The organism is Quatrionicoccus australiensis (genome assembly GCF_020510425.1).
Classification (GTDB): domain Bacteria; phylum Pseudomonadota; class Gammaproteobacteria; order Burkholderiales; family Rhodocyclaceae; genus Azonexus; species Azonexus australiensis_A.
The window spans coordinates 1,218,760-1,240,229 of sequence record NZ_JAHBAH010000001.1 but is presented as its reverse complement, the minus strand read 5'-3'; the positions used below and the strand labels follow the sequence as shown (position 1 = coordinate 1,240,229).

Here is a 21,470-nt window from a genome sequence, read left to right as displayed (position 1 = left end):
CCTGCCGGCCGTGGTTTTTGCTTCTGGCGGGCGGTCGACCGTCCGGCGGTGCTCAAAGACCGACGATCAGGTCTTCAAGCAGCTTGCGGTTGATCGGCTTGACCAGGATGTCGTCGAAACCGGCAGCGAGGAAGCGCGCCCGCTCTTCGGGAAAGGCGTGCGCGGTATAGGCGAGGATGCGCATGGTCTTGCCGTTCGGGCATTCGCGCAGGCGGGCGCAGGTGTCTTCACCGGACAGTCCGGGCATGCTGATGTCGAGCAGGACCAGCGTTGGCGCAAAGCTGTTGGCCAGGGCGATGGCGGTTTCGCCGCCTTCGGCTTCGTGTACCGTCCAGCCCTGTTTCTTGAGCAGGGCAATGGCCAGCAGACGGTTGGTCGGGTGGTCGTCGACGACGAGGGCGTGACGTTCAGTCATGGCTTTCCCCTTTGGGGAGATAGAGGGTGAAAGTAGAACCGATGCCGACGCTGGATTCAAGGGTGATGCGCCCCCCCATGCGCTCGACCAGTTGGCGGACCAGGGCGAGGCCGAGGCCGGTGCCGCCGTGTTCACGGGTCAGGAAACTTTCGAGCTGCTTGAATTTTTCGAAGACGGTTGCGTGGTGTTCGGGGGGAATGCCCGGCCCTGTATCGCTGACGGCAAAGGCAATTTCATTGCCGATGGCTGCGACGCGCAGGGAAACCGAGCCATGCTCGGTGAATTTCACGGCATTGCTGAGCAGATTGTTGAGCAACTGGCGCAGTCGGGTGCCGTCGGTGCGCAGTTGTTCCGGCAGGCCGTCGGCAAACTCGAGATGCAGGGCGAGGCCTTTTTCTGCGGCACTGCTGCGATGCACGGCGATGCTTTCGTCGATGAAACTGGCGAGCGCGATGGGCGCCAGATTGAAGGTCATTTCGCCGGACTCGATCTTGGCCAGGTCGAGAATTTCCGTGACCAGTTGCTGCAGATGTTCGCCGCTGCTGTGAATGATGCCGGCGTACTCATGTTGTGTCGGATCGGTCAGTTCGAGCTTGAGCAGGTCGGCAAAACCGATGATGCCGTTGAGCGGGGTGCGCAGTTCGTGCGAAACGGTGGCGAGGAAGGCCGACTTGAGGCGGCTCGCTTCTTCTGCCTTTTCGCGGGCTTCTTCCAGGCGCTTGAACGACTCTTCGACCGAATCCGCCATGTTGTTGAAGGATTGGGCGAGTTCGCCCATTTCATCGGAGGAGCTGGCATCGAGTCGGTGTTTCAGGTCGCCTTGCTTGAAGGCTCGGATGCCGGAAATCATCCGGGTGATGCGTCCGGTCAGCAGATTGGCCATCCACACGGCGACGCCGATGACGAGCACGATCATCAGCAGGGTCGAGCCCCACAGGCCGATCGCCGTCGAGGTCAGGCTTCTCTGAATGTCATCGAGCATCTCGCTGCGCTGCGTCTTGAAGCTGACATCCTTTTCATTGACCAGGGTGTTGATCTTGCCGGCGGTTTCCGTCGCCGCCTTGTGGAACTCGTCGACATTGGCGCCGATCGTGACGAAGCCGAAGCCCTGTGGCGTCTTGCCGTACTGGCCGGTGTAATAGGGGATGGCGGCGGCGGTGGTCAGCTTCCAGAGGCCGGAGAAGAAAATGACAAAGGAGCCGGAGCCGCCATGCTCGGTGACTGCATTCCAGCCATCGCACTGCGGCGAGAAGTTCAGGTAGCGGCAGTCGAGCCCGATCGTGCCGGCCTTGACCAGTTCCTTGGCCGGCTTGCGCTTGAGATTCTGGTCGCGGAAGGCCGGGATGCCGGCGAGGAATTCGTCGGATGGCTTGCCGCTCTGCTGCCATTCGGCATACAACTCCTCATCCATCCACGGAGTTGCCGGGCGGCCGGTCTGCGCATCGTAACCGACGATCATGTAGTCGCGCGGGTGCGAGATCGAGCGGCTCCTGTGATCCCAGATGAAGGCGTAGTTGCCCTTGATCGCATCGGCAATCGGCGTGTAGCGCTCCTCGGTCGGCATCAGGCGATCGGAGAACTGGCGGATGTGATCGTGGTCGAGGGCCAGCGTCACGTAGCCGCTGATCTGGCCGTTGCGGACGACCGGCATGGCCCAGCGCACGATGCCGCGGAAACGTTTGCCGACCGGGTTCTCGGTGCCGGCATAGGCAGACTCTTGCGGCTTGAACGGCTTGCCCGCCTTCTCCAGCGCGGCCGGCAGGTAGGGGCCGACAACCTGGGTCGGGACGTAGGCGCCGATCACGTCCGAAACATAGATTTCACCGGGCTTCAGCTTTTTCAGCTCAGGGAAGTAGTTCTCTGCCCGGACGAAGGTGTTGCGCCGGTCGACGACGTTTTTCAGGCCTTTTTCAGTCAGGTCGCCGCGGGTGACCTTGATCTTTTCCTGGCCATCGAGGCCGATATAAGTCATTTCGACGAAAAGCGGACGTTGCTCGGCTTCGCCAAAGTACTCCGGCGGCCGGGCATGAAAATCCTTGGCATTGTCGGGCAGGATGGGACGGGTTACCTTGGCTTCCCGTAGCGGCGACTTTTCCGGTACCCAGGATTTGCCATCTTCCGCCAGTCGCCATGGGCCATGGTGGTGCAAGCTGCGGGTGCGCTCGGCCAGGAAGTTCCTGAATGCCGTTTCCGATGGTTCAAGTCCGGCGGCGAGGCGGATATCGTGATCGCGGTCGTAGAGAAAGCTGGCAATTTCCCGTGCGGCATCGGTCGTCAGCGACTCGATCGCCTCACGTGAGCGCAGGTCGAGGGCGCGGATCGAGTCGTCGGTGACGGTCTTGCCGACCGATTTGATGCTGTCGAGCATCGCATCGGCCATGCCGCCGGCCCTGATCGAAACCTCTTCGCCCAATTGCTGAGCAGCGTGCCAGGCGAACCACGCGAGCAAGACGAGCGGAACAACCTTGATGACGACGAAGATTGCGATCAGCTTGCCGCGAATGCCCGCAAAGAGTGTTGGTAGTTTCAAGTCTCCACCTCCGGTTTTCCCCGCATTCTGACGGCAGGGCTAATCAATGTTTTTCGGCGGCTTTTTCTTCGGTCGGGGCGGCGCTCTTGGCTTCTTCCTTGGCGCTGCCTTTTTCGCCTTCCGGTTCCGCTGCTGCTGCCGCTTCGGCTTTCTTGCGCTTTTTCGCGGCGCTTGGTGGTTCCGGCGGGGGGAGTTGCGGCGCTATGGTTTCAAGCTGGTTTTCCCGCATGTAAGCGTCCATTTCCTTCCAGCCTTCGTAGATCGAGGCCTTGGGTAACCAACTGTAGATCGAATAGCAATCTTCGATCGCCCGGCCGGACTGGCGGCAGGCGCTGCCGACCGCCTTGCCTTCGGCCTGCTGGGTTGCTTCCTTCTTGGCCGGATCTTCGAGGCCGAGTTTCTGGTTGATCTGGTCGCAACCGGCGAGGGAAAGCAGAAAAAAGGTGATCAGGGATGTGCGCTTCATCATGGCTCAAGATTTTCGCACAGCTTGGCGGCAATACAAGAGGAAACGGCGGTTTGCACCGCCGTTTCACTTTTTTCCTGTTACAGCACCCCGGGGCGGGCGCCAAGGCCGCGGAAATAAGTCGCCACGATAGGCCCGGCATATTCCTTGAGCGGAAACATGGCCGGGTTTTTGGTCCAGTTGAAGAGTAGACCGTCGAGCAGGCTGATCAAGCCGATGGTGGCTTGATGCGGGCTCATGTCGTGTTCGATCTGGTCTTGAGCGCGGGCCAGCGTGAAGGCGCGCTGCAGGATGTCGATATGGTTCTCGCCCTCATCGAGGTGACTGTCACGGATGGTCGCCATCTCGCCGACGTATTCACATTTGTGCCAGAAAATCTCGAACACCTTGCGAAAGTTCGTATCGGTCAACATCTTGCCGACAAACTCTTCCGTGGCTTCACGAATGAAAAGCAAGGGGTTGGCGGCGATGCGCGCGTCGCGATCTTCCGCATTGATCAGCAGGGGGCAGACCAGGCGTTCGATCATGGCGTTGAACATCGCCACCTTGTTGTCGAAATGCCAGTAGATGGCGCCACGGGTGACGCCAGCCTCCCTGGCGATGTCGTTGAGCGAGGCTTGCGATACACCCTTGTGGTTGAACACCTCGACTGCCGTGTCGAGGATGCGGTTACGGGTGACCTGGGCGTCTTCCTTGGTTCTCCTGACCATTTTTCTCTTCCTTTCCGGTTGCCGGCCCGGCTCAGCTTCCGGTCGGCAGCCAGCCGCCGCCGAGCGCCTTGAACAGGTCGACCGCCGCACCGAGCCGGTTCTTGCGGCTGGCAAGGTAGGACAGTTGTGCCGTGTTGGTCGTGCGTTGCGCGTCGAGCAGTTCCATGAAACCGGAGTAGCCGGCTTCGTAGCGGGTCTGGGCCAGTTCCTGGGCGCGGCGGGCGGCAACGACCTGGGCGTTGTTGGCGCTTTCCTCGTCAGCGTATTCCTTGAGGCTGACCAGGGCGTCGTTCACTTCCTTGAAGGCGGTCTGCATGGTCTTGCGGTAATTGGCCAGGCTTTCCTTCTGGCTCGCCGTTGCCTGATCGACGCGGGCGCCGGTGCGGCCGGCGTCGAAGATCGGCATCGAGAGGCCGAGTGCTGCCGACCAGATGCCGGCGCTGCCGTCGAACAGCTTGGCCAGCGCCATGCTCTCGCCGCCATAGAGGCCGGTCAGGCTGATTGTCGGGTAGTAGGCGGCCTTGGCGACGCCGATGCGGGCATTGGCCGCGATCAGCGTTTCTTCTGCCTGGCGCACGTCGGGACGCGCGTCGAGCAGGCTGGACGGCACGCCGACCGGCGGAGTCGGCGGCAGCGGCAGCTTGTCGAGGTTGGCGGCCGCGATTTTCAGACCGGGTTGGCCGGTGAGCAGGCCGAGCTGGTTTTCCGAAATCGCGCGTTGCCGGCGCAGCTGGTTCCATTGCGCCTGGGCGGCAGCGCGGGCGCTTTCCGCCTGCGACTGCTCGAGTGCCCCGGCCGAGCCGGCGTCGACGCGGGCCTTGACGATCTGCAGTGCTTTTTCGCGGCTGGCGAGCGTGTCTTGGGTGACTTCGAGCTGGGCATCCAGGCTGCGCAGTGCCAGGTATTCGTTGGCAACCTGGCCGGTCAGCGTCAGGCGCACGGTGTCGCGGCCGAAACGGCTGGCCAGTGCATCGGCCCGCGCAGCTTCGTTGTTGCGCCGGATGCGGCCCCAGAGATCGAGCTCGTAGCTCAGCGAGGCGGCGGCCCGGGTGTTGTTGTAGGTTGCCTGGCCGGTGTTGCGGCCGCTGAAGGTTTCGCCGCTGATCTGGTTGCGGGCGCTATTGACGCCCAGCGTCGCACTCGGCAGGTAGTCGGCACCGGCTTCGCGGGCGACGGCTTCGGCGCGTTCGAGGCGGGCGATCGCGGCCTGCAGGTCCTGGTTGGCGTCGAGCGCCTGCTGCTCCAGGTTGTTCAGGTCGGCATCGCCGAACAGCGTCCACCATTGCGGGTTGATCGGTGCCTCGGCACGGGCTTCCGGTACGGCTTCCTTGTGCTGCTCCGGAAACCAGTAGCTCGGCCGCAGGTAGTCGGGGCCGACGGCGCAGCCGGAGAGCAGCAGCGCAGCGGTCAACGCCGCGCCAAGGCGGATTTTCGGCAGGTTTCGTTCAAATGCGTGCATCTCAGTTTTCCTCCGCGTGGGCGGCATGGTCATGGCCGGCCGGTTGCGCTTGCTTGCCGCGCTCCAGCCACATGAAGAAGAGCGGAATGAAAATGGTGGCGATGAAGGTCGCGGCGATCATCCCGGCGAACACGCCGGTCCCCATCGACTGGCGGGCGGCAGCACCGGCGCCGCTTGCCTTGACGAGCGGGAAGACGCCGAGCACGAAGGCGAGCGAGGTCATCACGATCGGGCGCAGGCGCAGGCGGGCGGCTTCGAGGGCCGCATCGACGACGTTCATGCCTTCGGCGTACTTCTGGGCGGCGAACTCGACGATCAGGATGGCGTTTTTCGACGCCAGCCCGATCAGCACGACGAGACCGATCTGGAAGTAGATGTCGTTCGGCATGCCGCGCAACCAGATCGCGGTCAGCGCACCCATCAGGGCGAAGGGCACGGCCATGATGACGGCGAGCGGCAGCGACCACTTCTCGTACTGGGCGGCGAGGATCAGGAAGACCATGATGATCGCGAAGCCGAAGGCATACAGCGAAGAGCCGGAGCTGCGCTTTTCCTGGAAGGCCTGGCCGGTCCACGAGATTTCATAGCCCGACGGCAGGCTGGCGGCAGCCACTTCCTCGACGATCTTGATCGCATCGCCCGAGCTGATGCCCGGCTTGCTGTCACCCATCACCTTGGCGGCAACGAAGCCGTTGAAGCGTTCAACCTGTTCCGGGCCGACGACGCGCTTGATGGTGCTGATCGCGGACAGCGGAATCATCGCGTTGCTGGTGCTGCTGCGGACATAGACCTTGCCGAGATCGTCCGGCTTCATGCGGTAATTCGCCTCGGCCTGGAGCTGGACACGATAGACGCGGCCCGACTTGTTGAAGTCATTGACGTAGAGCGCCCCCATCGTGCTTTGCAGCGTGCTGTAGATGTCGGCGAGCGGAATGCCCAGCGCGAGCGCCTTCGGCTCATCAACTTCGACGAACAGCTGCGGCACGGTCGGGCGGAAGAAGGTGCTGACACGGGTGAATTCCGGATGCTTCTGCAGGTCTGCCATGAAAGCCTGGACGACCTCGTTGAGCTTCTTGGTATCCCCGTCGACGCGGTTCTGGATATAGACTTCGAAGCCGCCGGCGGTGCCCAGGCCCATGATCGGCGGCGGGTTGAAAACCAGCGCCAGACCGTCGGCCTGCATCATGCCCATGCCCATGAACTTGCCGGCCAGATCCTGCGCCTTGGCATCGCGTTCCGACCAGTCCTTCAAGGGGATGAAGATGGTGCCGGCGTTGGGCTTGTTGCCGCCGCCGATCAGGTCGAAACCGGAAACGACGAAGGTGTGCTTGACGGCCGGGTCGTTGGCAACCATCTGGCGCATGTTTTCGCCGGTGACCTGGGTGCGCTTCAGGGTTGCGCCATCGGGCAGCATCAGCGCTGAAATCAGGTAGCCCTGGTCTTCGGCCGGCACGAAGCTGCCGGGAATGATGCGGAAGAAGAAGCCGACCACGCCGATCACCAGGACGAAGAGGATGCCGCCGATGATGCCGTGCTTCAGCGTCAGGCTGACGGTGCTGGTGTAGGAGCGGGTGAAGCGCTCGAAGAGGCGGTTGAACGGCGCGAACAGCTTGCTTTCGGTGTGCTGGGCCTTGAGCAGCAGGGCGCACAGGGCCGGCGTCAGGGTCAGTGCGACGACCCCGGAGAGCACCACGGAAACGGCGACGGTGACGGCAAACTGCTTGTAGAGCTGGCCGGCGATACCGCCGAGGAAGGCGACCGGGACGAAGACCGAGACCAGCACCAGCACGATGGCGACCAGCGCGCCGGAAACCTCCTGCATGGCCTTGATCGCGGCATCCTTGGGCGAGAGCTTTTCCTCGGCCATCAGGCGCTCGACGTTTTCGAGCACGACGATCGCATCGTCAACCACGATACCGATGGCCAGCACCATTGCGAACAGCGTCAGGGTGTTGATCGAGAAACCGAAAATCCACAGGCCGGCAAAGGTGCCGATCAGCGAGATCGGCACGGCGACCATCGGGATCAGCGTCGCGCGCCAGCTCTGCAGGAAGATATAGACCACGGCCAGCACCAGCACCATGGCTTCGATCAGGGTATGTATCACTTCGTTGATCGAGGCCGAGACGAAGCGCGTCGTGTCGAACGGGATGACGTAGCCCATGCCTTCCGGGAACTTGACCTTGAGCTCGTCCATCTTGCCGCGGACGCGCTCGGCAACTTCCAGTGCATTGGCGCCGGTCTGCAGGAAGACGCCCATGGCGATGGTCGGTTGGCCGTCCAGGCTGACCGTCTGGTCATAGTTGTAGGCACCGAGTTCGATGCGGGCGATGTCCTTGAGACGCAGTGCGCCGCTCGGGCCACTGGCACGGATGACGATGTTGCCGAACTCTTCCGGCGTCAGCAGGCGGCCCTTGGCGGTTACCGTATATACCAGCTGCTGGTCGGATGGGGCTGGTTCCTGGCCGATCTTGCCGGCGGCGTTCTGGGCATTCTGGGCCTTGATCGCGCTCGAGATGTCGGTCGTGGTCAGGCCGAGTTGGGCCATGCGGTCCGGCTTCAGCCAGACGCGCATCGAGTAGTCCTGGGCGCCAAAAATCGAGACATCGCCGACGCCCTTGACCCGTTTCAACTCATCAACGATGTTCAGGCTGGCGTAGTTGGAGAGGAACAGGGTGTTGTACTTGCCCTTTTCGGAGTCGAGTGCGACGACTTGCAGGATGTCGTTCGAACGTTTCTGGACGGTCACGCCGTTGCGCCGGACTTCTTCCGGCAGGCGCGGTTCGGCTGCCTTGACCCGGTTGTTCACGTTGACCGAGGCCATGTCGACATTGGTGCCGACTTCGAAGGTCGCAGTGATCGAGACCGAACCGTTGGCCGAGGCCGACGAGGTGAAGTAGGACAGGTTCTCGACCCCGTTCAACTGTTCCTCGATCGGTGCGGCGACCGTCTTGGCCAGCGTTTCGGCGGAAGCGCCCGGATAGGTGGCGGAGATCATCACGGTCGGCGGGGCGATCTGCGGGTATTGCGCAATCGGCAGTACCTGCGCGGCAACCAGCCCGGCGATGACGATGATGATCGAAATGACCGATGCGAAGATCGGCCGGTTGATGAAGAATCTGGTCATGCTGGCTCCTTAACCTTGCTTGGCGGGAGCCGGCGCGGCTTCCTTGGCCGCTGCGGGGGCGGCGCCTTCCTTGGCGGGGGCGGCAGCGGGGGCAGCGGCGGGCGCGCCGCCGGCGGCCGGGGCGCCCGGCTTCTCGCCCGGGCCGTGCGGCGCAACCGGAGCGCCCGGCTTGAGCTTCATCAGGTTGTCGACGATGACCTTGTCGCCAGCCTTGAGGCCGCCCAGCACGACCCAGTCCTTGCCGTACCAGTCGCCGGTCTTGATCGGACGCGGCGCCACCTTGTTCTCGCCGTCGGCGGTCATTACCAGGTTGCCCTGCTCGGTTTGCAGTACGGCGCTCTGCGGCACGACGAAGACATCTTCACGTTCGCCGGCAAGCAGGCGGACACGTACGAACTGGCCGGGCAGCAGGGTGTTGTCCTTGTTGGCAAATTCGGCCCGCAACTGCTGGGTACCGAGTGTCGGGTCGATCGTGCTGGCCATGAAATTGAGCTTGCCCTTGATCGGATAGGTGCTGCCGTCCGGCATGACCAGTTCGACGCCGGTCACCGTCTTGGCAGTCAGGCGACCACCGGGCAGCTTGGCGGCTTCGCTTTCGGAAACGCTGAAGCGCACCCACATCGGATCGCTCTGGTAAACCGAGGTGAGCAGGCTGTCGCTGCCGACCGTGATCAGGTTGCCGACCGACTTGGCGGCCCGCCCGGTAACGCCTTCGACCGGCGCCGTGACCGTCGTCCAGGAAAGATTCAGTTCGGCCTGGCGCAGTGCAGCCTGGGCCAGTTCATTGGCGCTGTTGGCATCGTCGAAGTCCTTGCGGCTGATCGCCTGGGCATCGATCAGTTTCTTCATGCGCGCGAGTTCGCGGGCGGTCTGGTCGGCCTTGGTCTTGGCTTCGACATGGGCGATTTCATAGGTCGAGCGGTCGATCTGGAACAGCGGCTGGCCGGCCTTGACGATCTGGCCTTCCTGATACAACTGCTTGACCAGGATGCCGCCGACGCGGGCACGCACTTCAGCCTCCTTGGCGCCTTCGGTCTGAGCGACCACTTCCAGTGCGTTCGGCACCGAGCGCGGCTGCATTTCCAGCACGGTAACCGGCAGCGGCCCCATGCCCGGTCCACCCTTTGGGGCTTCGCCGCCGGAGCAGGCGGCCAGCGTCAGGGCGGTGCTGACAAGCAGCGGAAGCAGCAGGGGCTTGGCAATGCTGTGCGGCATTTGGGTGGTGAGGGGCATGTCGGGGCTCCGGATTTTGGGATGATTGATGCTCGGATTCTACATACATCCGCGAATGTATGTAAGTAACCGAGTGTAACTTTTGGGCAAGAAGTAACAATCGACCCGTTCGGGCGAGACAAGGTTCGCGGTTTGTTGTCCCGGCCGTTGCCGGAAGGCTAGAAAGCCCAGTGGGCGCTGGCCTGGGCTGTTTGCGTCGAGTAAGACTCGCCGGTGGTCAGGTGGTAGCCGAGGCTAGACGTGAAGTTCTTCCGGTTAAAGAAGCTGATGCCGATGCCGACGGCCAGGGTGTTGCGATCAAGCGTCGGACCGGGGGTGACAAAGCTGGAACTGCCGTCCGCGAAGCTGACATGGGCATCGATTCCGCGATTGCGAAAGTCGTGCTGCCAGAACAACTTGCCATAGGGGCGGGCATTGATGCCGGCGATTGTTGTGCTGTGTTCAAGCTGGACCCCGATGCCTGCTCGCATGCGCTCGATGCTGTTTCCGCCAACGCTGACGGCGAGAGCGTTGCCGCCGCTCTCCTTGTAGCCGTCCTGTCTGATCCAGTTCCATTCAAGGCGGAGTTGGGGGGTGATGACGGTATTGGCTGACAGCGGTAGCGGCAGGCCGCCATTGAGACGCGCGCCCCATTGCTCGCCGGCGAAATTGCCATAGGCGTAGCCGTTGAGTATGGTATCGCGGCGGTTGTCGTACTTCTGCTGCGCGTAGGCGGCGACCCCTTCAATGAAGTAGGCGCCGAAGTTTCTGCTGCCGTACGCGGAAATTTGAGTGCTTCTGACCGAGTTGCTGTTGCCGGCCAGTTCGTTCTGGTAAGAAATGCCGGTGTCCGAATAGGCGAGGGCGATGCCGGCCATGAGTCCGGGTGCTAACTCGCGGTCGATGCCGATGATGCTTCCCCAGCCGTCACCTTTGTAGCCCGCTTGAGCGTCCTTTGCCGTCTGCTGGTCTCGGGTCCCGTAGAACTTTATCCACAAGCCGGTTTTGGTGCCTTCCCCGCTATCCTGTGCCGGGCTTTCGAGCTTGGCCGAGTGCTTGTTTGCCGCGCCGTAACGAAGGGTGTCCAAACGCTCTCCGATCTGCGTGAAAGCAGCCAGCATGCTGCTCCGACTGGTTGTGGCCAGCGTTGACGGGCTGGTCAGGCGGGAGTATTGCGGTGCGCACAGGTTGCTGGTTCCCAGACTGATGCAGCCCGTGCCGCTGAGCGCGAACAGTGCATCCGTGCCGCTGGTGAATCCCTGAAACAGTTGCAAGTAGGTGTATTGCTGTCCGCTGATCAGGTTGACGTTCTGGATTGTAATGCTTGGGGGGGTGATGCCGGTGTTCTTATCCTTCGTCGACTGGATGCCGTAGATGAACTTGGATAACGCCGTCGTTGGATCGGCGCTTGCGTTGGGAGCAAAGGTTCCCTGGATGATCTGGAGGCCTTTCGATACGCCATCAATATTGAGCGTTGCGTTAAAAAGGCCGGTACTGCCGACATAAAACGTGCCCATAGCGTAAGGCACGGCAGTTCCGGAATAGCCGGTAAAGTTGGTGTTGGCCGAGTCGGAGGTTAGCGGTGTGGCAAATCGGGTCGTAGTTGTATCGCTCCAACTCGAAATGCTGCTGACTGTGTCGGCGAGGGCCGATTCGCTTGCTAAAAGGCTGCATCCCGAGATGATCACGGCCAGGAGCTTGAGTTCGGGGTGGCGCATGGGCTGGGCGATTCTGGTCCGGGATGGGTGCTGCATTGTGCTTTTTTGCCTGGAGGCGGTCAATGTGAGTGTCCGCTTCGCAATTGCCGCGCCGTTTGTGCGCGGTGTCACGCGCCTGTTATGAAAATTGATTAGTTTGCAGCCTTGTGTTCGACCGGTTTCGGTGCAGGGAGTGGTGATGAATCATCAGGACAAGGTATGGCAGGCGCTGGCTCCGGCGCAATCGGGTGTTTCTGTGGCTGCGACTGGAGGGCGTTCGGCGCGGCAGGTTTGTCCGGCTTGTGGCAGCCGGGATTTGAGCCGGATCCGGCGGCGACCGGTCGACCGGCTTTTTAGCCTGTTTTTCAGCGTTTACCGTTATCGCTGCTGCGAATTTCGTTGCAGCTGGGAAGGTAATTTACGCCGGCGTTGAATGCCGGCGTTCGTGTCAGCTATTGCGCCCGAACTTGGCGAGCAACTGGCCCATTTTCTCCGTGCGCTGACGTTCGGCTTCCGCTGCTGCGTGTTCGACTGCGGCGGCTTCCTTTTCGGCACGGCGTTTGTCGGCTTCCTTCTTCAGGCGTTCGCGGATGGCTTCGAGGGCGTGGGCGCGATGGGCGTCGGTGACTTCATCTGCGGTGTTGCCATCGAGATCGAAGCGAACCGTCGCTTTTTCCATGACCTTGAGGTAGCGCAGCGAGTTGGTGTGAATGCCGAGGGCGACACGCAGGGTCTTGCGTTCGAGGTCGGGCAGTCGGGCCAGCAATTGCTTGTCGATGCCGATGGCCAGAGGCTGGCTGTCGCGGAAAACCGGGAAGTCGGCCTGCAATTTCTTGAGCAGGGCACGCGGGCTCAGGCCGGGGACGACGTCGGGTGTGGCGGTAGCGGTGTTCATCGTTCGAAAGGATTGCGTGGGATGTTCGAAGGGAGCAGGGTACCACACCCCTGTCCTGCTGATGCGATCCGTGCGCCGCGTCGCATGTTCGGCGTCGGGCATTCGTTGTTGCCCGGGCGCTATAATTGCGTTCCTTCCGAATTGCTGGAGTATTCATGTCGCATCTGATTCGCCCCTTGTTCGTTGCCGTCAGCCTGGCGCTGGCTTTTTCCGCCAATGCCGCCAAGCCGGCAAAGCCTGCTGCCAAGCAAGTAGTAGTTGCGCCGGTTGCATCGCCCGATTTCGAGCTGGCTCACAACCTCGGGCCGCTGGGCGAAGAGCAACTGCAGGCGGTGGTTGATCGTTTCAACAAGGAAAGCGGCGCCAACCTGAAGCTGACGCGTCTGGAAAAAGGCGAAAAGCCGGCCGGGCTGAACCTGGTTCGTCGTTACGACATGAGCGATGTGCTGACCCAGGCCAAGAGCTTTGTGCCGCTCTACGCGATGATGGCGAAAGCCGGGCAGCCTTTGAATCTGAGCGACCTTTCCGCCGATCTGAAGGCCGGCGTCGTCGATGCCAAGGGCCGTCTGGTCGCCTTGCCGCTGATCTATTCGACGCCGGTCCTGTTCTATAACAAGAATGCTTTCCGCAAGGCCAAGCTCGATCCGGAGCAGCCGCCGAAGACCTGGTTCGAGATGCAGGGCATGCTCGACAAGCTGCAGGATGCCGGCTATGCCTGCCCGTACACGACCTCGTGGCCGGTCTGGGTGCACGTTGATAACGTCAGTGCGATTTCCGGCGTGCCGGCGGTCAGCGACAAGGGCCAGCTGATTTTCAACGGCCTGCCGCAGGTCAAGCATGTGGCGATGATGGCGACCTGGACCAAGGCCAACTACTTCAAGCTGTTCGGTCGGCGCAACGAAGCCAGCCAGCATTTCCGCGAAGGCGAGTGCGCGATGATCAGCACCGATTCGCGCGAGCATGTCGATTTCCGTGATGCCAAGGGGGTCGAGCTCGGTGTGGCGGCGCTGCCGTATCACGACGATGTTTACGGCGGGCGCCAGAACTCGCTGGCCGATGGCGCATCGCTTTGGGTGGGGGCTGGGCGCTCGCCGGCCGAATACAAGCAGGCGGCCAAGTTCGTCTCCTTCCTGTTGTCGCCGGAAATGCAGGTTGAGTTGGTGCGTGTCTATGGCGGCCTGCCCCTCACCGCTGCGGCGCGTGCCGCGGCACGCAGCAAGGTTCTGCGTGATGGCGACAAGACGCTGGAAGTGGCCTATGCCTCGCTCAAGGGCAAGGGCGCCTCGCCGGCTTCGCATGTCTCGGATGCTGATCCGGTGCGCATCATCACCAATGAAGAGCTGGAAGCGGTGTGGAGCGACCAGAAGCCGGCCAAGGCGGCGCTCGATACGTCGGTGACGCGTGGCAATGCCGTGCTCGGCGCCAAGCCGGCGCTGAAAAAGACGCAGCCCTTCTGATGCTGCCGCCGCTGCCGCGCTGGTTTGCCCATCGCGGTGGCGGCTCTCTCGCTCCGGAAAACACGCTGGCCGGCATACGGCTGGCGGCCCGCATGGGATTCCGGGCGGTCGAGTTTGACGTGATGCTCAGTGCCGACGCCACGCCGCTGCTGATTCACGATGAAACCCTGATGCGCACGACCAATGGCAGCGGCCGGGTCTGCGAAATGCCGGATGCGCTGCTATTCGCCCTGGATGCCGGCGGTGGCGAGCCACCGCCGCGCTTTGCCGAGGCGGCACTCCTTTGCCGGCAGCTCGGCTTGCTGGCCAATATCGAGATCAAGCCGGCGCAGGGGCATGACGTCCGTACCGCCGAGGTGGTTGCCGGGATGGTGGCCGACGTGTGGCACGGCGCGGCGCAAATGCCTTTGCTTTCTTCCTTTTCCCTGGCCGCGCTGGAAGTTGCCCGCGATCTGGCGCCGGAGATTCCGCGCGGCATCCTGTTTGATCGGGTGCCGGCCGACTGGCTGCGCCAGTTGCACGAACTGCAGGCGGTAACCCTGCATTGCAATGCAACTTACCTGACCGATGATGTATTGCAGGAAGCCGGGGCGGCCGGCATTCCCGTGCTTTGCTATACGGTCAACGCCGCAGAAAAGGCAAAAATGCTTTTCGCGCGTGGCGTGTGCTCGTTATTTACCGATCGCCTCGACCTGTTTGCGCCGGAAACAAACGATTACAAAGGCTTGCATTCTCCCGGCTGATTTTTACCCGCTTTTACCTTCTAATGGCGCTCAGGGAATGGACCCGCCACTCAAGGAGAAAGTCATGAAAAGCATCAAGACCGTTGTCGCTATCGCTCTCGCACTGCCCGTCCTGGCTTTTGCCCAGGCCAACACGCCGCGCGTCGACCAGCGCCAGGCCAACCAGGAGCAGCGCATCGACCAGGGAGTGGCTTCCGGCAGCCTGACCCAGCGCGAAGCGAATCGCCTGGAAAACGGTCAGCAGCGCGTGGATAACATGGAAAATCGTGCCAAGGCCGATGGTGTCGTGACCAAGCGCGAGCGGGCCCGTCTGCATGTAGCGCAGGACGCGCAAAGCGATCGCATCCATGCCCAGAAGCATGATCGCCAGCATGATTTCAACCATAACGGACGCGTTGACCGTCCGCGCCGTCGCTAAGCCAGCCTGGTCTGCGCAACAAGACCCGCCGCCCGGCGGGTTTTTCTTTTAAAATTGCCGGCTCCGAATGAACAGCCTTGAAGGCCGCCAGCTAATGAAAAGCTCAGAAATCCGCCAGCAATTCCTCGACTTCTTCGCCTCCAAGGGCCACCAGATCGTTTCTTCCAGCTCGCTGGTGCCGCATGAAGACCCGACGCTGCTGTTTACCAATGCCGGGATGAACCAGTTCAAGGACGTTTTCCTCGGTTTCGACAAGCGTCCCTACACGCGCGCCACGACCTCGCAAAAATGCGTGCGCGCCGGCGGCAAGCACAACGACCTGGAAAACGTCGGCTACACGGCGCGCCACCACACCTTCTTCGAAATGCTCGGCAACTTCTCGTTCGGCGACTACTTCAAGCGCGACGCGATCAAGTACGCCTGGGAGCTGCTGACTGAAGTCTACAAACTGCCCAAGGACAAGCTGACCGTCACCGTTTATGCCGAGGACGACGAGGCCTACGACATCTGGACCAAGGAAATCGGCGTGCCGGTTGAGCGCGTCATCCGTATCGGCGACAACAAGGGCGCCCGCTACGCTTCCGACAATTTCTGGATGATGGGCGACACCGGCCCCTGTGGCCCGTGTACCGAAATCTTCTATGACCATGGCGAAAAGCACTGGGGCGGCCCCCCGGGATCGCCGGAAGAAGACGGCGACCGTTTCATCGAAATCTGGAACAACGTCTTCATGCAGTTCAACCGCGATGAAGCCGGTGTCATGCATCCGCTGCCCAAGCCGTCGGTCGATACCGGCATGGGGCTGGAACGCATCTCGGCCGTGCTGCAGGGCGTGCACGCCAACTACGAGATCGACCTGTTCCAGAGCCTGATCAAGGCCGCGGCCCGCGAAACCAGCGATGCCGACATGGACAGCCCGTCGCTCAAGGTGCTGGCCGACCATATTCGCGCCTGCTCCTTCCTGCTGGCCGATGGCGTCATTCCGGGGAACGAAGGCCGTGGTTACGTGCTGCGCCGGATCATTCGCCGCGCCATCCGTCACGGCTACAAGCTGGGCGCCCGTGCAGCCTTCTTCCACAAGATGGTGCCGGACCTCGTCGCCGAAATGGGCATGGCCTACCCGGAGCTGGGTCAGAACCAGGCGCGCATCGTCGCGACGCTGAAGCAGGAAGAAGATCGTTTCTTTGAAACCATCGAGCACGGCATGGCCATCGTCGAGTCCGAACTCGCCGCCCTCAAGGCCGCCGGCGACAAGACCTTCAATGGCGACACGGCGTTCAAGCTGCACGATACCTATGGCTTCCCGCTCGATCTGACGCAGGACATTTGCCGCGAACACGACATTGCCGTCGATGCGGCCGCCTTCGATGCCGCGATGGCCCGTCAGAAGGAGCAGGCGCGTGCCGCTGGCAAGTTCAAGATGGCCGCCAATCTCGAATACGACGGTCCGGCGACGACCTTCCATGGTTACGATGCACTGGAGTTCAAAGGCAACGTGCTGGCGCTGTACAAGGACGGCGCAGCGGTCAACCAGTTGAATGAGGGCGAAATGGGTGTGGTCGTGCTCGACAACACACCGTTCTACGCCGAGTCCGGCGGTCAGGTCGGTGATTGCGGTGTGCTGCAGTCGGTGCATGGCATCTTCGCTGTCGAAGATACGCAGAAGATCCAGGCCACCGTCTTCGGTCATCACGGCGTCGTCAAGACCGGCGCGATCACCGTCGGCAACGGCGTCAATGCCAAGGTCGATGTGCTGGCGCGTGCTCGCACTGCCCGCAACCACTCGGCGACCCATTTGCTGCACAAGGCGCTGCGCGAAGTGCTCGGTGATCACGTTCAGCAGAAGGGTTCGCAGGTCGATCCGGACAAGACCCGTTTCGATTTCGTGCATAACCAGCCGTTGACCGATGAGGAAATCCGCCGCGTCGAAAATATCGTCAATGCCGAGGTGCTGGCCAATACCGCCAACGAAACCCGCGTCCTGCCGATTGCCGAAGCCCAGAAGCTGGGCGCCATGATGCTGTTCGGCGAAAAATACGGCGACAGCGTGCGCGTCCTCGATATTGGCTCTTCGCGCGAACTGTGCGGCGGTACGCACGTTTCGCGGACGGGTGACATCGGTCTGTTCAGCATCACCGCCGAAGGTGGTGTGGCGGCCGGCGTGCGCCGGGTTGAGGCGGTGACCGGCGATAACGCGCTGGCTTACATGCAGGGTATGGAAAGCGCCCTGGGTGGCGTTGCCGGTACGCTCAAGGTGCTGCCTAAGGACGTGCATGGCCGGGTGCTCGCCGTGCTCGATCAGGTCAAGAAGCTGGAGCGTGAACTGGCTGCGCTCAAGGGCAAGCTGGCCTCCGCCCAGGGCGACGACATGCTGACCCAGGCGGTCGACGTCAAGGGCGCCAGGGTTTTGGCTGCGTTGCTGCAGGGGGCGGATGTCAACGCCCTGCGCGAAACCATGGATAAGCTCAAGGACAAACTGAAATCGGCCGCTGTCGTGCTGGCATCGGTGATTGATGGCAAGGTGACGCTGATTGCCGGCGTGACCGCTGATCTGACCGGCAAGGTCAAGGCGGGCGAACTGGTCAATATGGTCGCCCAGCAGGTCGGTGGCAAGGGCGGCGGTCGTCCCGACATGGCGCAGGCGGGCGGTACGCAGCCAGAGAATTTGCCGGCGGCGCTGGCTTCGGTGACGGCGTGGGTCGAGGGCAAGCTCTAGTTTGCAGTCTTTTTCCGAGGGTCCTGGTCGCCGGCCTGCCGGCTGCCGGGATTTTTTTCTGGGTGCATAAATTGCGTTAATGTGATTAAAACGATATAAATGATCGTTTTGATGTAGGTCAAAAACCCCTCTTGAGGGGCGCGTAGCATGCCCCTCTTTCAACGAAGAAGAGGGAGTATTAAATGCATAAGAAGATTCTTGCTGCTGCTCTGGTTGCCTCCGGTCTGGTTTCCGCTGGTGCTGTCTATGCAGATGACAGTGGTTTCATGGTGCGTGCGCGTGCAGTGTCTATCTCTTGGGATAATGGGAACAAGGACGGTTTGGCTGGCGCAGGTGTTGGCAAGGTCGAAGCCAAGGATTTGTGGATTCCCGAGGTTGATGTCAGCTATTTTTTCAACAAGAACCTCGCTCTTGAGCTTGTGCTGACCTATCCGCAAACCATCGACATTGCGGCTGGCGGCACAAAAATTGGCAAGGTCGATGCGTTGCCTCCTTCGTTGATGCTGCAATACCATTTTGCTGACCTTGGCGCGTTCAAGCCCTACGTCGGAGCTGGTTTGAATTACACGCTGTTCACCAAGAAGAGCTTTGATGTTGCTGGCCTCGGCAAAGTCAGTGTCGATCAGACCAGTTTGGGTCTTGCCGGCCAGGTAGGCTTCGACTATTTCCTGACCAAGAATGTCTCGCTGAATGTTGATGTCAAGTACATCCAGATGGCGACTGACGTAAAGTTGAATGGCGGCAAGATCGGCAAGCTTGATCTGAACCCGATCACCGCCGGCGTCGGTATCGGCTATCGCTTCTAAGCTTTTTCGTCTTGTCAAAACGGGGTGCCTGCGGGTACCCCGTTTTTTATTGGTGGATGCCCGTCGGCCGGTGAATCGGTGCTAGAATTCGCCCCGGCGGGTCTCCCCGCATTGCAGGGTGGTGAATCTGGTCAGGTCCGGAAGGAAGCAGCCACAGCTACTTACTGCAAGTGCCGGGGGTTAGGCTCGCCATTTTCTATTCTTGTTTTGGTGTGGGGCGCATGAGTTATCAGGTTCTTGCACGCAAGTGGCGGCCGCGTAATTTTTCTACGCTAGTCGGACAGGAACACGTTGTCCGGGCTCTGACCCATGCGCTTTCCGAAAAGCGTCTCCATCACGCCTATTTGTTCACCGGTACCCGTGGTGTCGGCAAAACCACCATCGCCCGCATTCTCGCCAAGTCGCTGAATTGCGAAAGTGGCATCACGGCGACCCCGTGCGGTACCTGTTCGGCCTGCCAGGAAATTGACAGCGGTCGTTTTGTCGATCTGCTCGAAGTGGATGCGGCGACCAACACCAAGGTCGACGAGATGCGCCAGCTTCTCGAAAACGCCGTCTATGCGCCAACGCGCGGGCGTTTCAAGGTTTACGTGATCGACGAAGTGCACATGCTCTCCAACTCGGCCTTCAATGCCATGTTGAAGACGCTGGAAGAGCCGCCCGAGCACGTCAAATTCATCCTGGCAACAACCGATCCGCAAAAAATTCCGGTGACCGTACTGTCGCGTTGTCTGCAGTTCAATCTGAAGCAGATGCCGGTCAGTGCCATCACGACGCATCTGGCGCATATCCTGCAGGCCGAGAGCGTTCCCTTCGACAGTGGTGCGCTGGCCCTGGTTGCCCGTTCGGCTGCAGGCAGCATGCGCGATGCGCTGTCCCTGCTCGATCAGGCGATTGCCCACGGTGCCGGCAAGGTTGAAGAGTCGCAGGTGCGCAGCATGCTGGGCACGGTCGATCTGGATTACCTGTTTGCGATTCTTGAGGCGCTGCAGGCGGGTGATGCTTCGGCACTGCTGCGCGTGGCGGCCGATCTGAGTGTGCGCAGCCTGTCGTTTGGCGCGGCCTTGCAGGAGCTCGGTGCGCTGCTGACGCGGGTGCAGATTGCGCAATGCGTGCCGGGCGCGGTCGATGATGACGATCCCGAGCGCGAGCAGTTGCTGCAGGTTGCTGCGGCGTTGTCTCCCGAGTTCGTGCAGTTGGCTTACCAGATCGTGAATATTGGGCGAAATGAGCTGTCGACCGCACCGGACGAATATGCCGGTTTTGTCATGACCTTGTTGCGCCTGCATACCTTCCGGCCGGCCTCGGTGGCTGATGTCGTGGCTTCAGTGCCGGCGCGCTCACGGCCCCCGGTCATGCCGGTGACGCGCCCGGTTGCTGCCGTTGCGCCAGCGCCCGTGGTCAAGCCGGTGGAGGCGTCTGCGCCTGTGATGTCCGCGTCGCCGATCAGCAAGCCTGCGCCGCAGTCGGCTGCCGATTCGGATTGGCATGAAATCGTCTCGGGTCTGCAGTTGAGCGGTCTGGCGCGAACCCTGGCGCAACACTGTGAGTTGCGCCAGTTGAACGAGGCGGATTGCCTGTTGCGCCTGTCGCCGTCCCATTCGCATCTGCAGATGAAGCCGGCGCCGGATCGTCTGGAGCAGGCCTTGAGCGAATATTTCGGGCGTCCTTTGAAGGTGCGTTTCGAATTGGCGCAGAACGAGGTTGATACCCCGGCCGAAACTGCCGGGCGCGAAAAGCGCGAGCGCCAGGACAAGGCGATTGCCTCGATCGAAGAAGATTCCTTTGTGCGTGACGTGATCGAGTCGTTCGATGCGTCCGTTGTTGATACATCCATTAGACCAATCACTTAACGGAGAACTCGGAAAATGATGAAGGGTGGCTTGGGTGGCCTGATGAAACAGGCCCAGATGATGCAGGAAAACATGAAGAAGGCGCAGGAGCAGCTCGCCCAGATCGAGGTCGAAGGGCAGTCCGGCGCCGGTATGGTCAAGATCGTGATGACCTGTGCGCACGATGTGCGTCGCGTCAGCATCGATCCGTCGGTGATGGATGATCGCGAAATGCTCGAAGATCTGGTTGCGGCAGCAGTCAACGATGCAATCCGGCGCGGTGAGGCGCTCAGCCAGGAAAAGATGGCCGGATTTACGGCTGGCATGAATCTGCCGGCTGGCTTCAAGCTGCCGTTCTAAGTGAATCCCTCGGGCCTCGAAGCGCTGATAGAAGCCCTCCGCTGTTTGCCTGGCGTTGGGCCGAAGTCGGCCCAGCGCATGGCTTATCACTTGTTGCAGCGCGACCGCTCGGGGGCTCGCAAGCTCGGTGATTCCCTTCTGCATGCGCTGCATGCCATTCGGCATTGCCAGCGCTGCAATACCTTTACCGAGTCCGATGTCTGCGAGCGTTGCGCTTCTCCAAAGCGCGATCAGTCCCTGCTTTGCGTGGTTGAAACCCCGGTTGATATGAACATGATGGAGCAAACTCTGGCTTATCAGGGGCTCTACTATGTCCTGATGGGGCGGATATCGCCGCTGGATGGGGTGGGGGCGCGTGAGCTTGGTCTGGAGCGGGTCATGGCGCGTGCCCTTGATGGCCTGGTCAAGGAAGTCATTCTGGCCACCAATTACACCAATGAAGGCGAAGCCACTGCGCATTACCTGACTGCCATGCTGCGGCCAAAGGGGATTGCCGTGACACGAATCGCTCGCGGGATACCGGTCGGTGGCGAGCTCGAATACGTCGATAGTGGCACGCTGGCGCAGGCGCTGCGCGAAAGAAAGAACTGCGTCGGGTGACAGCGGCTTTGATCGGAGGTTCCGATG

At 61.4% G+C, this 21,470-nt stretch carries 18 protein-coding genes and 1 other RNA gene; 10 read left to right on the top strand and 9 right to left on the bottom strand.

The window, feature by feature from the left end:
• Positions 1 to 52: 52 nt before the first annotated feature.
• The 8 genes from KIG99_RS06045 to KIG99_RS06010 form a co-directional block, all read right to left on the bottom strand.
• A complete protein-coding gene (locus KIG99_RS06045; protein WP_226459327.1) occupies positions 53 to 415 on the bottom strand; it encodes a response regulator in 363 nt (120 codons plus the stop codon).
• Positions 408 to 2,945: a sensor histidine kinase gene (locus tag KIG99_RS06040; RefSeq protein WP_226459326.1), complete on the bottom strand. Its 2,538-nt coding sequence runs from the start codon at positions 2,943 to 2,945 to the stop codon at positions 408 to 410. Before KIG99_RS06040 ends, KIG99_RS06045 begins: the two co-directional genes overlap by 8 nt.
• Before the next feature lie 43 nt (positions 2,946 to 2,988).
• Entirely contained in the window at positions 2,989 to 3,414 is a 426-nt protein-coding gene (locus KIG99_RS06035; RefSeq protein WP_226459325.1) for a hypothetical protein, read from the bottom strand.
• Between the two features lie 77 nt (positions 3,415 to 3,491).
• A complete protein-coding gene (locus KIG99_RS06030; RefSeq protein WP_226459324.1) occupies positions 3,492 to 4,121 on the bottom strand; it encodes a TetR family transcriptional regulator in 630 nt (209 codons plus the stop codon).
• Positions 4,122 to 4,152: 31 nt separating this feature from the next.
• Positions 4,153 to 5,580 carry an efflux transporter outer membrane subunit gene (locus tag KIG99_RS06025; RefSeq protein ID WP_226459323.1) on the bottom strand — a complete coding sequence of 476 codons (1,428 nt, stop codon included), beginning with the start codon at positions 5,578 to 5,580 and terminating at the stop codon, positions 4,153 to 4,155.
• Between the two features lies 1 nt (position 5,581).
• Positions 5,582 to 8,707, bottom strand: coding sequence for an efflux RND transporter permease subunit (locus tag KIG99_RS06020; RefSeq protein WP_226459322.1), 3,126 nt, complete (start codon positions 8,705 to 8,707; stop codon positions 5,582 to 5,584).
• 9 nt (positions 8,708 to 8,716) lie between these two features.
• Positions 8,717 to 9,940, bottom strand: a complete 1,224-nt coding sequence (locus KIG99_RS06015; RefSeq protein WP_226459321.1) for an efflux RND transporter periplasmic adaptor subunit — start codon at positions 9,938 to 9,940, stop codon at positions 8,717 to 8,719.
• A gap of 158 nt (positions 9,941 to 10,098) precedes the next feature.
• Positions 10,099 to 11,637, bottom strand: coding sequence for an autotransporter outer membrane beta-barrel domain-containing protein (locus KIG99_RS06010; RefSeq protein WP_226459320.1), 1,539 nt, complete (start codon positions 11,635 to 11,637; stop codon positions 10,099 to 10,101).
• A 178-nt stretch (positions 11,638 to 11,815) separates the two neighbouring features.
• Between KIG99_RS06010 and KIG99_RS06005 the strand changes: the two genes are divergently transcribed.
• Entirely contained in the window at positions 11,816 to 12,049 is a 234-nt protein-coding gene (locus KIG99_RS06005) for a hypothetical protein (protein ID WP_226459319.1), read from the top strand.
• Between the two features lie 15 nt (positions 12,050 to 12,064).
• On the opposite strand, the gene KIG99_RS06000 is transcribed toward KIG99_RS06005, so the two are convergent.
• Complete coding sequence (locus KIG99_RS06000) at positions 12,065 to 12,511, bottom strand: ProQ/FINO family protein (RefSeq protein WP_226459318.1); 447 nt, start codon at positions 12,509 to 12,511, stop codon at positions 12,065 to 12,067.
• Positions 12,512 to 12,666: 155 nt separating this feature from the next.
• Here KIG99_RS06000 and KIG99_RS05995 point away from each other — a divergent pair, with 155 nt between their 5' ends.
• From KIG99_RS05995 to recR, 9 genes are all read left to right on the top strand, one after another.
• A complete protein-coding gene (locus tag KIG99_RS05995; RefSeq protein ID WP_226459317.1) occupies positions 12,667 to 13,968 on the top strand; it encodes an extracellular solute-binding protein in 1,302 nt (433 codons plus the stop codon).
• On the top strand, positions 13,968 to 14,711 hold the full coding sequence (gene ugpQ / locus KIG99_RS05990) for a glycerophosphodiester phosphodiesterase (protein WP_226459316.1): 744 nt from the start codon (positions 13,968 to 13,970) through the stop codon (positions 14,709 to 14,711). Before KIG99_RS05995 ends, ugpQ begins: the two co-directional genes overlap by 1 nt.
• Before the next feature lie 64 nt (positions 14,712 to 14,775).
• Positions 14,776 to 15,129, top strand: a complete 354-nt coding sequence (locus tag KIG99_RS05985; protein WP_226459315.1) for a hypothetical protein — start codon at positions 14,776 to 14,778, stop codon at positions 15,127 to 15,129.
• Between the two features lie 94 nt (positions 15,130 to 15,223).
• Entirely contained in the window at positions 15,224 to 17,845 is a 2,622-nt protein-coding gene (gene alaS / locus KIG99_RS05980) for an alanine--tRNA ligase (RefSeq protein WP_226459314.1), read from the top strand.
• Between the two features lie 182 nt (positions 17,846 to 18,027).
• Entirely contained in the window at positions 18,028 to 18,651 is a 624-nt protein-coding gene (locus KIG99_RS05975; RefSeq protein ID WP_226459313.1) for an OmpW/AlkL family protein, read from the top strand.
• 95 nt (positions 18,652 to 18,746) lie between these two features.
• An RNA gene (gene ffs, locus KIG99_RS05970) (signal recognition particle sRNA small type) lies at positions 18,747 to 18,845 on the top strand.
• 27 nt (positions 18,846 to 18,872) lie between these two features.
• Complete coding sequence (gene dnaX / locus KIG99_RS05965) at positions 18,873 to 20,504, top strand: DNA polymerase III subunit gamma/tau (RefSeq protein ID WP_226459312.1); 1,632 nt, start codon at positions 18,873 to 18,875, stop codon at positions 20,502 to 20,504.
• A 15-nt stretch (positions 20,505 to 20,519) separates the two neighbouring features.
• Positions 20,520 to 20,843 (top strand): YbaB/EbfC family nucleoid-associated protein, encoded by a 324-nt coding sequence (locus tag KIG99_RS05960; RefSeq protein ID WP_226441095.1) that lies wholly within the window; start codon positions 20,520 to 20,522, stop codon positions 20,841 to 20,843.
• Positions 20,844 to 21,443: a recombination mediator RecR gene (gene recR, locus KIG99_RS05955; RefSeq protein ID WP_226459311.1), complete on the top strand. Its 600-nt coding sequence runs from the start codon at positions 20,844 to 20,846 to the stop codon at positions 21,441 to 21,443. It abuts the gene before it with no gap.
• The last annotated feature ends 27 nt before the right edge of the window (positions 21,444 to 21,470 follow it).

Bases quoted from the DNA above. Each gene is read 5' to 3' on its own strand.
- KIG99_RS06045 (WP_226459327.1), bottom strand. From the start codon at position 415: ATGACTGAACGTCACGCCCTCGTCGTCGACGACCACCCGACCAACCGT.
- KIG99_RS06035 (WP_226459325.1), bottom strand. From the start codon at position 3,414: ATGATGAAGCGCACATCCCTGATCACCTTTTTTCTGCTTTCCCTCGCC.
- KIG99_RS06030 (WP_226459324.1), bottom strand. From the start codon at position 4,121: ATGGTCAGGAGAACCAAGGAAGACGCCCAGGTCACCCGTAACCGCATC.
- KIG99_RS06025 (WP_226459323.1), bottom strand. From the start codon at position 5,580: ATGCACGCATTTGAACGAAACCTGCCGAAAATCCGCCTTGGCGCGGCG.
- KIG99_RS06020 (WP_226459322.1), bottom strand. From the start codon at position 8,707: ATGACCAGATTCTTCATCAACCGGCCGATCTTCGCATCGGTCATTTCG.
- KIG99_RS06015 (WP_226459321.1), bottom strand. From the start codon at position 9,940: ATGCCCCTCACCACCCAAATGCCGCACAGCATTGCCAAGCCCCTGCTG.
- KIG99_RS06010 (WP_226459320.1), bottom strand. From the start codon at position 11,637: ATGCGCCACCCCGAACTCAAGCTCCTGGCCGTGATCATCTCGGGATGC.
- KIG99_RS06005 (WP_226459319.1), top strand. From the start codon at position 11,816: ATGAATCATCAGGACAAGGTATGGCAGGCGCTGGCTCCGGCGCAATCG.
- KIG99_RS06000 (WP_226459318.1), bottom strand. From the start codon at position 12,511: ATGAACACCGCTACCGCCACACCCGACGTCGTCCCCGGCCTGAGCCCG.
- KIG99_RS05995 (WP_226459317.1), top strand. From the start codon at position 12,667: ATGTCGCATCTGATTCGCCCCTTGTTCGTTGCCGTCAGCCTGGCGCTG.
- ugpQ (WP_226459316.1), top strand. From the start codon at position 13,968: ATGCTGCCGCCGCTGCCGCGCTGGTTTGCCCATCGCGGTGGCGGCTCT.
- KIG99_RS05985 (WP_226459315.1), top strand. From the start codon at position 14,776: ATGAAAAGCATCAAGACCGTTGTCGCTATCGCTCTCGCACTGCCCGTC.
- alaS (WP_226459314.1), top strand. From the start codon at position 15,224: ATGAAAAGCTCAGAAATCCGCCAGCAATTCCTCGACTTCTTCGCCTCC.
- KIG99_RS05975 (WP_226459313.1), top strand. From the start codon at position 18,028: ATGCATAAGAAGATTCTTGCTGCTGCTCTGGTTGCCTCCGGTCTGGTT.
- dnaX (WP_226459312.1), top strand. From the start codon at position 18,873: ATGAGTTATCAGGTTCTTGCACGCAAGTGGCGGCCGCGTAATTTTTCT.
- KIG99_RS05960 (WP_226441095.1), top strand. From the start codon at position 20,520: ATGATGAAGGGTGGCTTGGGTGGCCTGATGAAACAGGCCCAGATGATG.